At 54.9% G+C, this 11,524-nt stretch carries 17 protein-coding genes; 11 read left to right on the top strand and 6 right to left on the bottom strand.

Features of this window, described 5'->3' with window-relative positions:
- The 5 genes from ACK5JN_RS01510 to ACK5JN_RS01490 all read left to right on the top strand — a co-directional run.
- The coding region (locus ACK5JN_RS01510; RefSeq protein WP_001709193.1) for a DNA-directed RNA polymerase subunit alpha C-terminal domain-containing protein at nt 1–238 on the top strand (238 nt) is incomplete at its 5' end.
- 40 nt (nt 239–278) lie between these two features.
- Nucleotides 279–665 (top strand): 50S ribosomal protein L17, encoded by a 387-nt coding sequence (gene rplQ, locus ACK5JN_RS01505; RefSeq protein WP_064541646.1) that lies wholly within the window; start codon nt 279–281, stop codon nt 663–665.
- Between the two features lie 110 nt (nt 666–775).
- A complete protein-coding gene (locus tag ACK5JN_RS01500) occupies nt 776–1,144 on the top strand; it encodes a DUF1992 domain-containing protein (RefSeq protein ID WP_416868528.1) in 369 nt (122 codons plus the stop codon).
- A gap of 2 nt (nt 1,145–1,146) precedes the next feature.
- Nucleotides 1,147–1,560: a Zn(2+)-responsive transcriptional regulator gene (zntR, locus tag ACK5JN_RS01495; protein WP_416868529.1), complete on the top strand. Its 414-nt coding sequence runs from the start codon at nt 1,147–1,149 to the stop codon at nt 1,558–1,560.
- A gap of 71 nt (nt 1,561–1,631) precedes the next feature.
- A complete protein-coding gene (locus tag ACK5JN_RS01490; protein ID WP_416868527.1) occupies nt 1,632–1,847 on the top strand; it encodes an alternative ribosome-rescue factor A in 216 nt (71 codons plus the stop codon).
- On the opposite strand, the gene mscL is transcribed toward ACK5JN_RS01490, so the two are convergent.
- The 5 genes from mscL to def form a co-directional block, all read right to left on the bottom strand.
- Nucleotides 1,848–2,258: a large-conductance mechanosensitive channel protein MscL gene (mscL, locus tag ACK5JN_RS01485; RefSeq protein WP_416868526.1), complete on the bottom strand. Its 411-nt coding sequence runs from the start codon at nt 2,256–2,258 to the stop codon at nt 1,848–1,850. It abuts the gene before it with no gap.
- 148 nt (nt 2,259–2,406) lie between these two features.
- The gene (trkA, locus tag ACK5JN_RS01480) at nt 2,407–3,783 is read right to left on the bottom strand and encodes a Trk system potassium transporter TrkA (protein WP_416868525.1); all 1,377 of its coding nucleotides are present in this window, start codon (nt 3,781–3,783) and stop codon (nt 2,407–2,409) included.
- A gap of 21 nt (nt 3,784–3,804) precedes the next feature.
- On the bottom strand, nt 3,805–5,094 hold the full coding sequence (gene rsmB, locus ACK5JN_RS01475; RefSeq protein ID WP_416868524.1) for a 16S rRNA (cytosine(967)-C(5))-methyltransferase RsmB: 1,290 nt from the start codon (nt 5,092–5,094) through the stop codon (nt 3,805–3,807).
- 54 nt (nt 5,095–5,148) lie between these two features.
- Nucleotides 5,149–6,096 (bottom strand): methionyl-tRNA formyltransferase, encoded by a 948-nt coding sequence (gene fmt, locus ACK5JN_RS01470; protein ID WP_416868523.1) that lies wholly within the window; start codon nt 6,094–6,096, stop codon nt 5,149–5,151.
- Nucleotides 6,097–6,110: 14 nt separating this feature from the next.
- A complete protein-coding gene (def, locus tag ACK5JN_RS01465; protein ID WP_416868522.1) occupies nt 6,111–6,620 on the bottom strand; it encodes a peptide deformylase in 510 nt (169 codons plus the stop codon).
- A gap of 129 nt (nt 6,621–6,749) precedes the next feature.
- Between def and dprA the strand changes: the two genes are divergently transcribed.
- From dprA to ACK5JN_RS01435, 6 genes are read left to right on the top strand one after another with little or no spacing between them, the layout of a single operon-like run.
- Entirely contained in the window at nt 6,750–7,874 is a 1,125-nt protein-coding gene (gene dprA, locus ACK5JN_RS01460) for a DNA-protecting protein DprA (RefSeq protein WP_416868521.1), read from the top strand.
- Nucleotides 7,846–8,319 carry a DUF494 family protein Smg gene (smg, locus tag ACK5JN_RS01455; RefSeq protein ID WP_416868520.1) on the top strand — a complete coding sequence of 158 codons (474 nt, stop codon included), beginning with the start codon at nt 7,846–7,848 and terminating at the stop codon, nt 8,317–8,319. Before dprA ends, smg begins: the two co-directional genes overlap by 29 nt.
- 26 nt (nt 8,320–8,345) lie before the next feature.
- Nucleotides 8,346–8,900 carry a type I DNA topoisomerase gene (locus ACK5JN_RS01450; RefSeq protein WP_416868519.1) on the top strand — a complete coding sequence of 185 codons (555 nt, stop codon included), beginning with the start codon at nt 8,346–8,348 and terminating at the stop codon, nt 8,898–8,900.
- The gene (tsaC, locus tag ACK5JN_RS01445) at nt 8,893–9,465 is read left to right on the top strand and encodes an L-threonylcarbamoyladenylate synthase type 1 TsaC (RefSeq protein WP_416868518.1); all 573 of its coding nucleotides are present in this window, start codon (nt 8,893–8,895) and stop codon (nt 9,463–9,465) included. Before ACK5JN_RS01450 ends, tsaC begins: the two co-directional genes overlap by 8 nt.
- Before the next feature lie 3 nt (nt 9,466–9,468).
- Entirely contained in the window at nt 9,469–10,287 is an 819-nt protein-coding gene (aroE, locus tag ACK5JN_RS01440) for a shikimate dehydrogenase (protein WP_416868517.1), read from the top strand.
- Nucleotides 10,284–10,541, top strand: coding sequence for a DUF1488 domain-containing protein (locus ACK5JN_RS01435; protein ID WP_106930868.1), 258 nt, complete (start codon nt 10,284–10,286; stop codon nt 10,539–10,541). The genes aroE and ACK5JN_RS01435 overlap by 4 nt, the downstream gene beginning before the upstream one ends.
- Here the strand turns inward: ACK5JN_RS01435 and ACK5JN_RS01430 are convergent.
- Complete coding sequence (locus tag ACK5JN_RS01430) at nt 10,517–11,071, bottom strand: gamma carbonic anhydrase family protein (protein WP_416868516.1); 555 nt, start codon at nt 11,069–11,071, stop codon at nt 10,517–10,519. The two genes, ACK5JN_RS01435 and ACK5JN_RS01430, sit on opposite strands and share 25 nt — an antisense overlap.
- Nucleotides 11,072–11,524 lie beyond the last annotated feature (453 nt).

The raw sequence follows: 11,524 nt of genomic DNA, 5'->3' as shown, positions 1-11,524 counted from the left end.
GATCCTGCTGCGCCCTGTTGACGATCTGGAATTGACTGTCCGCTCTGCTAACTGCCTCAAGGCAGAAGCTATCCACTATATCGGTGATCTGGTACAGCGTACCGAGGTTGAGTTGCTGAAAACGCCGAACCTGGGTAAAAAATCTCTTACCGAGATTAAAGACGTGCTGGCCTCACGTGGTCTGTCTCTGGGCATGCGCCTGGAAAACTGGCCGCCGGCAAGCATTGCTGACGAGTAACCGGATCACAGGTTAAGGTTTTACTGAGAAGGATAAGGTCATGCGCCATCGTAAGAGTGGTCGTCAACTGAACCGCAACAGCAGCCATCGCCAGGCTATGTTCCGCAACATGGCAGGTTCACTGGTTCGTCATGAAATCATCAAGACGACCCTGCCTAAAGCGAAAGAACTGCGTCGCGTAGTTGAGCCGCTGATTACTCTTGCCAAGACTGATAGCGTTGCTAATCGTCGTCTGGCATTCGCCCGTACTCGTGATAACGAGATCGTGGCAAAACTGTTTAACGAGCTGGGCCCGCGTTTCGCGAGCCGTACCGGTGGTTACACTCGCATTCTGAAGTGTGGCTTCCGTGCAGGCGACAACGCGCCGATGGCATACATCGAGCTGGTTGATCGTGCTGAGCCGAAAGCAGAAGCAGCTGCAGAGTAATTTGCAGTAAAGTAAAAAAACCCGCCTCGGCGGGTTTTTTTATGTCCACTCCTCCCCCATCCTATCTACAATAGCCGTATTCTTTCTGTTCTACTCCACGGAGTGCTGTCATGTGGTTACTGGACCAGTGGGCTGAACGTCATATCACTGACGCGCAGCGTAAAGGCGAGTTTGATAATCTCCCCGGGCAGGGACAACCGCTAGCGCTTGATGATGACTCTGCGGTACCTGAAGAACTGCGTTCCGGCTATCGGTTGTTGAAAAATGCCGGCTGCCTGCCGCCCGAGCTCGAACAGCGTAAAGAGGCGATGGTGCTCGCGGATATACTGAAAGGTATTCAGCGTGAGGATGAACGCTACCAGGAAATAAGCCGTCGCCTGGCGCTGATGGAATTAAAACTGAGACAGGCTGGGCTCAATACCGACTTTCTACGCGGCGATTATGCCGGAAAGCTGATGCAAAAGATCAATGAGGAGTAATGATGTACCGGATTGGCGAACTGGCAAAGCTGGCTGGCGTCACCCCTGACACCATCCGCTATTATGAAAAGCAGCAGATGATGAGCCATGATGTGCGCACCGAAGGGGGATTTCGTCTCTACACGGCGGACGATCTTCAGCGGCTGAAATTCATTCGCTATGCACGGCAGCTGGGGTTCACCCTGGAATCGATCCGCGAGTTGTTGTCGATCCGCGTGGATCCTGAACATCATACCTGCCAGGAGTCGAAAGGGATCGTGCAGGCCAGGCTCCGTGAAGTCGAGTCGCGTATTGAAGAACTCCAGTCGATGCAGCGCGCGCTGAAGCAGCTCAATGATGCCTGCTGCGGCACTGCTCACAGCAGTGAGTTTTGTTCCATACTCGGTATTCTGGAGCAGGGCGCCGGTGCCTCGTGAAATCGGCGTTGAATTTTTACACAATGAGATCTACACTCGCCGCGTATGATTAACCCAATCAGGAGACTGTTATGAGCCGCTATCAGCATACGAAGGGGCAGATTAAAGATAATGCCATCGAGGCGCTATTGCATGACCCGCTGTTTCGTCAGCGCGTAGAGAAAAATAAGAAAGGGAAAGGCAGCTATCTGCGGAAAGAAAAACACGCGAAAGGGTATGGTCGGGAGGCCAGTGGCAAACAAGCGATGCGCTTTTTTACCACTGGCTTTCTGCTTTTAGCGGCCTGATTAAGAACGATTATTCTGTTCTTTCAGCAGGTCACGGATTTCAGACAGCAGTACTTCTTCTTTTGTCGGCGCTGGCGCCGCTGCCGGTTCTTCTTTTTTACGGTTAAGCTTGTTGATCAGCTTAATGGCCATAAAGATAGCGAACGCCACGATGACAAAATCAAAAACATTCTGAATGAATACGCCGTAGTGCATCACGACCGCCGGGATATCGCCCTGCGCGTCGCGCAGCGTGACGGCAAACTGTTTGAAATCAATCCCACCAATTAATAGCCCCAGCGGTGGCATGATAATGTCCGCAACTAAAGACGACACGATCTTACCAAACGCCGCACCAATAATGACACCCACTGCCAAATCGACAACATTCCCGCGCATCGCGAATTCGCGAAACTCTTTAATAATGCTCATTTTATTCTCCCTTGTGCAAGCTGACGTTTATAAGTTTAACAAATGTCTATCTAATTTCCATTAGTGATAATAAATATGAAGGTATTAATTAACCCTTAAATAATAAAAGGTTAATAAAAAAGGCGCTCTCTCGAACGCCTTTGGGAAATTAAAGGAAGAATGGACTGGGCTGGAACAGACGTTCCACATCTGAAATATACTTTTTGTCGGTAAGGAACATAATGACGTGATCGCCTTGTTCAATGCGCAAATTATCATTAGCAATCATGACATCATTACCGCGAACGACCGCGCCAATAATGGTGCCTGGCGGCAGTTTAATTTCGTCAATGACGCGGCCAACTACGCGGGAGGTGCTTTCATCGCCGTGCGCGACGGCTTCGATGGCTTCGGCAACTCCGCGACGTAGCGAGGAAACTCCCACGATATCCGCCTTACGTACGTGGCTAAGCAGCGCGGAGATCGTCGCTTGCTGTGGTGAGATCGCAATATCGATCACGCTGCCCTGCACCAGATCGACATAAGCGCGCCGTTGGATCAGCACCATCACTTTCTTGGCGCCCATCCGCTTGGCCAGCATTGCCGACATAATATTGGCTTCGTCATCGTTGGTGACGGCAATAAACAGATCGACCTGATCGATATGCTCTTCCGCCAGCAGCTCTTGATCCGAAGCGTCGCCAAAGAAGACGATGGTATTTTGCAGCTTCTCTGCCAGCTCGGCCGCGCGCTGCTGATTACGTTCAATCAGTTTTACGCTGTAATCTTTTTCCAGACGACGCGCCAGACCGGCGCCGATGTTGCCGCCGCCAACCAGCATGATGCGCTTGTAGGGTTTCTCCAGCCGCTGTAGCTCACTCATGACCGCGCGAATATGCTGCGAGGCCGCGATAAAGAAGACCTCATCCCCGGCTTCAACGATTGTGGAACCCTGCGGGCGAATTGGACGATCGTGGCGGAAAATGGCCGCGACGCGGGTGTCGATGTGCGGCATATGCTCACGCATGGTCGACAGCGCGTTACCCACTAACGGGCCACCATAGTAGGCTTTGACCACTGCCAGGCTGACTTTGCCTTCCGCAAAATTCACCACCTGCAGCGCGCCAGGGTACTCGATCAGGCGGTAGATATTGTCGATAACCAGCTGCTCTGGCGCAATCAGGTGATCGATGGGTACCGCGTCGCTCTGGAACAGCTTCTCCGCGTCGCGCACGTAGTCCGGAGAGCGGATGCGTGCGATGCGGTTGGGAGTATTGAATAACGAATAGGCCACCTGGCAGGCGACCATATTGGTCTCATCCGAACTGGTCACCGCGACCAGCATATCGGCATCGTCAGCACCGGCTTCACGCAGTACGCGGGGATGTGAGGCGTGGCCTTGTACCACGCGAAGGTCGAACTTATCCTGCAGGCTGCGCAAGCGCTCGCCGTTAGTATCGACGATGGTGATGTCGTTGTTTTCCCCAACCAGGTTTTCCGCCAGCGTACCGCCGACTTGTCCGGCGCCCAGAATGATAATTTTCATCAGTTGCGACCCGTTATCTCATCACTTTTTGATTAGCTTAGCGTAGAAGAAGCCATCACCTTCTTCGGCACCCGGTAAATTCTGCTGGCCAGGCTGTTCAGGGGTACCGGTTTCGCGCAGCTCGGCATCCGGCGTGCGGGACAAAAACGCGGCAATTTGCTGCTGATTCTCTTCCGGCAGAATGGAACAGGTGGCGTAAACCAGCGTGCCGCCCGGCTTGAGATGCGCCCAGGTAGCGTTGAGGATCTCGGCCTGCAGCTGCGCCAGTTCGGCGATATCACGGTCGCGGCGCAGCCATTTGATGTCTGGATGGCGGCGAATCACCCCGGTTGCGGAGCACGGCGCGTCCAGCAGGATGCGATCGAACTGCTGCTCGCCGCACCACTGTTGCGGATAGCGACCATCCCCCTGTTTTACCGTCGCTTTCATGCCCAGACGTTTCAGGTTGTCGTATACGCGTGACAGGCGTTTTTCGTCGACGTCGACGGCCACCACGTTGGCCTGCGGCGCAACTTCCAGAATGTGCGTCGTTTTACCGCCCGGCGCGCAGCACAGGTCGAGAATCTGCTCGCCCTCTTTCGGCAGCAGGTATTTAACGCATCCCTGAGCAGATGCATCCTGCACGGTCACCCACCCTTCGTCAAAACCAGGCAGGGCGTGTACAGGCGCCGGCGTTTCCAGACGCACGGCGTCCGGGTAGTCGGGATGCGGGAAGCCGGTCATACCGGCTTCCGTTAGCAGGGCAAGCCAGGCGTCGCGGGAGTGGTGATTGCGGTTGACGCGCAGCCACATCGGCGGGCGCTGGTTATTGGCATCAAGAATAGCTTCCCACTGCTGCGGGTAAGCGGCTTTAATGCGTTTTACCAGCCAGGAGGGGTGAAGGAAGCGCAAATCGCTTTGCGCGAATTCGGTTAGCAGTTCTTCCTGACGGCGCTGGAACTGACGCAGTACGCCATTGATCAGCCCTTTCAGCTGTGGACGCTTAATGACGACTGCACCTTCAACGGTTTCCGCCAGCGCGGCATGTGGCGGAATACGGGTATGCAGCAGCTGGTAGAAACCCACCATGATCAGGTAGTGAACGGTACGCTGTTTGCCCGTCATCGGGCGTTCCATCAGCTGCTGGATCATCCATTCAAGCTGGGAGAGGGTGCGCAGCACGCCGAAGCACAGCTCCTGAAGCAGCGCTTTGTCTTTATCTGCCACTTTTTGCTGCATTGCCGGCAGGACATTGCTGAGCGACTGCCCCTTTTCGACGACCTGCTCAACGGCCTGAGCCGCCATACTGCGTAAATTAAGATGTTTTTTCATAACCGTAAAAATAAAAATGCCCGGAGACTCCGGGCTTTAAATAGGGACGAACCGTCAGAGCAGACGGTTTCCGGGCTCGAACCACTCCCGGCGCGAGTTCAGCAGATCCTGGGCGCTCATGGCCTTCTTACCTGCCGGCTGCAGCGAGATAAGGTTGAGGATACCGTCGGCGGTCGCGACCTGAATACCCTGGCGGGTGGCTTCAAGAATGGTCCCCGGCTCGGCACCGGCGGGTTTATCAATTACCGAAGCCTGCCAGATTTTAACCGGCTGCTCGTCAATAACGATATAGCTCATTGGCCACGGGTTAAAGGCGCGGATGCAGCGCTCCAGCTGGGCGGCGCTGAGCGTCCAGTCGACCCGGGCTTCTTCTTTACTTAGCTTCTCGGCATAGCTTACCAGCGCTTCATCCTGGACTTCAGGCGTGGCGGTACCGGTCGCCAGCAGGTGCAGGGTATGCAGCAGGCCCTCAGGGCCGAGTTCAGCCAGCTTGTTGTACAGGCTGGCGCTGGTATCGTCAGCGGTGATTGGGCAGGAAAGCTTATGCAGCATATCGCCGGTATCCAGACCTACGTCCATCTGCATAATCGTGACGCCGGTTTCGGCATCACCCGCCCACAGTGAGCGTTGAATCGGCGCGGCCCCGCGCCAGCGCGGCAGCAGAGAACCGTGGACGTTGATGCAGCCCAGGCGCGGCATGGCCAGCACGGCTTTTGGCAGGATCAGCCCATAGGCAACCACCACCATCACATCGGCCTGCAGATCGGCAACCAGCTTCTGATTTTCTTCTGGGCGCAGGGAGGCGGGCTGGAAAACGGGAATACCTTTCTCTTCCGCCAGCACCTTGACCGGGCTGGGCATCAGTTTCTTACCACGACCGGCGGGGCGGTCAGGCTGGGTGAAGACGCCAACCACCTGGTGCTCAGACGACAGCAGCGCGTCGAGGTGACGCGCTGCAAAATCGGGAGTGCCCGCAAAAATAATACGTAGGGAATCTGACACGTTAATCCTTATCCTTAGGCGCGCGCGTTCAGGCGATCCAGTTTTTCAACTTTCTGGCGAATACGTTGCTGCTTTAACGGCGACAGATAATCGATAAACAGCTTACCGACTAAGTGGTCCATTTCATGCTGGATACAGATAGCCAGCAGGCCGTCAGCTTCCAGTTCAAACGGGTTGCCGTCGCGGCCAATGGCGCGAATTTTGACGCGCTCGGCACGTGGAACCAGCGCACGCTGTTCCGGGATCGACAGGCAGCCTTCTTCGATACCGGTATCGCCCTCTTTTTCCAGCAGTTCCGGGTTGATCAGCACCAGCTGTTCGTCACGATTCTCTGAGACATCGATAACGATAATACGTTGGTGGATGTCGACCTGAGTCGCAGCCAGACCAATACCTTCTTCGGCGTACATGGTTTCGAACATATCGTCCACGATACGCTGAATTTCGTCATTCACTTCTTTTACCGGGGCGGCGACTTTGCGAAGACGCTCGTCCGGAATATGTAATACTTGCAAAACTGCCATAAATATCCAGAGTTCTGTTCAGGAGTAGGAAAGATTATTACCTCTATTCTAGACAAAACCCCCTCTAATTGACAGAGTCACTGACCAATCGCAAAGATTGCTAATGCCGCATGTGGCAAGGGGGAAAGGATGTCACCCGAGGAACTCGCCTTCCGTTTGTTAAAGGTGAATGATTTGTATGGCGACGGCATGCTGCACGCGCTACGTGCGCTGCGCCAGCAAACCGTCATCACCCATCAAACGCTTTATACGCTGGGTTTTAGCATTAAGCAGGCCGAACGTTTTTTCGCTTTTTCGTCCACCGAGATGGAGGCCGCCAACCGCTGGCTGGCGTCGCCGGACAATCATCTTTTGTTTGCGGATTCTCCCTTGTATCCAGAACCGCTGCGCGCCATCAGCGATTATCCGGCGGTGCTGTGCGTACGCGGCAATCTGGCGCTACTGCATTCCCCGCAGCTTGCCGTCGTGGGTAGCCGGCAGCACTCTTTATATGGTGAACGCTGGGGCGGTTATTTGTGTGAGTCGCTGGCCAGAATGGGGATCACGATCACCAGCGGCCTGGCGCTAGGTATTGACGGTGTCGCCCATCGCGGCGCGCTGCAGGCCGGTGGAGGCACGATCGCGGTGCTCGGCAGTGGGCTGAATCATATCTATCCTCACCGGCATCGTTCGCTGGCAAAACGTATTGTTGAGCATGGAGGGGCGCTGGTATCGGAATTCCCGCTGGCGGCGACGCCCGCGCCGTATCACTTCCCGCGACGCAATCGAATTATCAGCGGATTAAGCCGCGGCGTGCTGGTCGTTGAAGCCGCATTGCGCAGCGGTTCGCTGGTGACGGCGCGCTGTGCGCTTGAGCAAGGGCGCGAAGTGTTTGCGATTCCGGGGCCGCTGGGGCATCCGGGAATGGAAGGGCCGCACTGGCTTATCAAACAGGGAGCGGTGACCGTCACGGAGCCAGAGGATATTCTGGCGCTTTTTCCGGGATTAAACAGACATTTGTCGAAACGAGCCGAAATGACAAATTATTGTGCAGATCAGGATTCTGTAGCATTGCCATTTCCTGAGCTCCTGGCTAACGTAGGAGATGAGGTAACACCTGTTGACGTCGTCGCTGAACGTGCCGGCCAACCTGTGCCAGTGACCGTGGCTCAGCTACTTGAACTGGAGTTAGCAGGATGGATCGCAGCTGTACCCGGCGGCTATGTCCGATTAAGGAGGGCAGGCCATGTTCGACGTACTAATGTATTTGTTTGAGACCTACATCCATAACGAAACAGACATGCGCGTAGATCAGGACAAACTGACTCGGGATCTTACCGATGCGGGGTTCGAACGTGAAGATATCTTCAACGCGCTAATATGGCTGGAAAAGCTCGCCGACTATCAGGAAGGCCTCGTTGAACCCATGCAGCTAGCATCGGATCCCCTCTCCGTGCGTATTTTCACACAGGAAGAGAGTCAACGTCTGGATGCGAGCTGCCGAGGGTTCCTGTTATTCCTTGAGCAGATTCAGGTGCTAAACCTTGAAACGCGGGAAATGGTTATCGAGCGCGTGATGGCTCTGGATACCGCCGAGTTTGAGCTGGAAGAGCTGAAATGGGTCATTTTGATGGTTCTGTTCAATCTTCCGGGGTGTGAAAACGCGTATCAGCAAATGGAAGAATTACTCTTCGAGGCGAATGAAGGTATGCTGCATTAAATCATTTTGTGGCATCAAGAGTTGTTATGGTCAAATCAGCACTGTTTTCGGTGCCTAAACACGAGCCCTGCCCACAGTGCGGGGCCGAACTGGTCATACGGTCCGGTAAACACGGGCCGTTTCTTGGCTGTTCCCATTATCCGGAATGCGATTACGTTCGCCCCCTGAAAAGTCAGGCCGATGGGCATATCGTTAAAATTCTGGAGGGACAGTCGTGCCCTGAATGTGGTGCCGTGCTGGTGCTGCGCCAGGGGCGCTTTGGCATGTTCGTCGGATGCAGCCAGTATCCGGAATGTGGGCACACTGAGGTTATCGACAAACCTGATGAAACCGCGATTGTCTGCCCGGCCTGTCAGCAAGGGCACCTGGTGCAGCGTCGTTCGCGTTACGGCAAAACCTTTCATTCCTGCGATCGCTACCCGGAATGTCAGTTCGTCATTAACTTCACACCGGTTGCGGGGGAGTGCCCCGAGTGCCACTACCCGCTGCTTATCGAAAAGAAAACGGCGCAGGGCGTAAAGCGTTTCTGTGCCAGTAAACAATGTGGAAAGCCGGTTCCGGCGAAACAAATCAGTGAATAAAAACCTGCCATCAGAGGCCGTACAGCGTGCGGTTATTGCTCTGAACAATAATGAAGTCATCGCTTATCCAACCGAAGCCGTGTTTGGCGTAGGTTGCGATCCTGACAGTGAAGAAGCGGTTATGCGCCTACTGGCGTTAAAACAGCGTCCGGTAGAAAAGGGGCTGATCCTGATAGCCGCTAGCTTTGAACAGCTTCAACCGTATATTGACGACAGCCAACTGACCGATGCGCAGCGCGCAACGGTGTTTGCCCGCTGGCCGGGGCCGGTGACGTTTGTTTTCCCGGCGAAGCCAACGACCCCCGCCTGGCTAACCGGGCGCTTTAACTCGCTGGCCGTGCGCGTTACCGATCACCCGGTAGTGATAGAACTTTGCCAGGCCTATGGCAAACCGCTGGTGTCGACCAGTGCGAATCTGACCGGTCTGCCTCCTTGTCGCACCACGGCAGAGGTGCTTGCCCAGTTCGGTGATGATTTCCCGGTGGTGGATGCGCCGACCGGCGGGCGGATGAATCCGTCAGAGATCCTTGATGCCCTGACGGGCGAACGTTTTCGCCAGGGGTAACCAATGGAAAGCTACGTCGTTTTTGGTAACCCGATTGCGCACAGCAAATCGCCGTTCATCCACCAACAATTTGCTGAGCAGCTGAAGATCGCGCATCCGTATGGCCGCATGCTGGCACCGCTAGGTGGCTTCGTGGCAACGCTGGATGCGTTTTTCCAGCAGGGCGGTAAAGGGGCGAACGTCACGGTGCCTTTTAAAGAGGAGGCGTTTACCCGTGCCGATGAGCTAACCGAGCGCGCAGCGCTCGCAGGCGCGGTGAATACGCTCAAGCGGCTGGAGGATGGGCGAATCCTCGGTGATAACACCGATGGTATTGGCCTGTTGAGCGACCTTGAACGACTTGGGCTGATTAAGCCCGGCTATCGCGTCCTGCTGATTGGCGCAGGCGGCGCGGCGCGCGGCGTGCTGCTGCCGTTGCTTTCGCTGGATTGTAACGTCACCATCACCAACCGTACCCACGCGCGGGCGCAAACGCTCGCCGAGCTGTTCCGCCATACCGGCAGCGTTAGCGCGCGGCCCATGTCTGAGCTGGACGGGTATGCGTTCGACCTTATTATTAATGCCACCTCCAGCGGCATCTCTGGCGAGACGCCGCCAATCCCGGAATCGCTACTGGGCCCGCAGGTGTGCTGCTATGACATGTTTTATCAGCAGGGCAATACGGCATTTCTGGCCTGGTGCATCCAGCACGGTGTAAAGCGCTATGCGGATGGGTTAGGGATGCTGGTGGGTCAGGCGGCGCATGCCGTACTGCTGTGGCACGGCGTGTTACCCGACGTTGAGCCGGTGATTGCCTCGCTGAAACGTGAGCTGGGCGTATGAATCAGGCTATTCAGTTTCCTGACCGCGAAGAGTGGCGCGCCGATCTGCAGGCAGTCTGTTTCCCTGCGCTGGTGAATGGTATGCAATTAATGTGTGCGCTGAGCGCAGAAACGATGGTTCGCCGCTTTGGCGGCGATGAGCCGCGGCAATGGCTAGCGCTATTTAGCGAGAATCGCTGGGATCTTGAAGAAGAAGCCAGCGATCTGATCCGCGACCAGCAGGAGGATGATCAGGGCTGGGTCTGGCTGTCCTGATCCAGATAGTCATCTTTCCATTTCACATAGTTATTGGCCGAATAGCGCAATCCCTCAAGTTCGGCCTCTTTTAACGGTCTAATCTGTTTGACCGGGCTGCCCAGGTAAAGGTACCCGCTTTCCAGACGCTTATGCTGCGGCACCAGGCTGCCAGCGCCAATCATGACGTCGTCTTCAACGATTACGCCGTCCAGCAGAATAGAACCCATCCCGACTAATACCCGATTACCGATGGTGCAGCCGTGCAGCATGACTTTATGGCCAACGGTGACGTCTTCCCCGACGATCAGCGGATTGCCTTCAGGATTTCTGGCCGACTTATGCGTCACATGAAGAACGCTGCCGTCCTGAATATTGCTGCGAGCGCCAATCTGGATGTAGTTAACGTCGCCCCGGGCGGCGACCAGCGGCCAGATGCTGACATCATCCGCCAGACGAACGTCGCCAATGATGGCGCAGGTGGGGTCGATCATCACGCGCTGGCCGATGACGGGGAATAAATCTTTATAGCGGCGTAAAACGGCTGACATGTTTACCTCATTAAAACGGTGTCATGGTGGGAGTCTTTCTCATTATCAGCCCAATTCCGTGGTTTCTCATCTCAAAAATTAAGCAAATTGCACACTTACAGAACGAAAAGTGTGAAAAAGCGACACTTAGAAAAAAAGTTGAGAAAAGGGGTTGTGCAAAAAACAAAGTTCCCTATAATGCGCACCCACTGAGACGGCAAACGTGAATCACTTCACACTAAGTAGCCGGTTCGGTTGAAGAGAAAAACCTGAAAATGAGGGTTGACTCTGAAAGAGGAAAGCGTAATATACGCCACCTCGCGACGGTGAGCTGTAAGCCGCGTCGCAACTGCTCTTTAACAATTTATCAGACAATCTGTGTGGGCACTCGAAGATACGGATTCTTAACGTCGCAAGACGAAAAATGAATACCAAGTCTCTGAGTGAACACGTAATTCATTACGAAGTTTAATT

The sequence above is a fragment of the Kluyvera sp. genome (assembly GCF_047971185.1).
Taxonomy (GTDB): Bacteria; Pseudomonadota; Gammaproteobacteria; order Enterobacterales; family Enterobacteriaceae; genus Kluyvera.
Note: the sequence above shows the minus strand (reverse complement) of the source record. Positions and strands in the feature narration are given on the sequence as shown.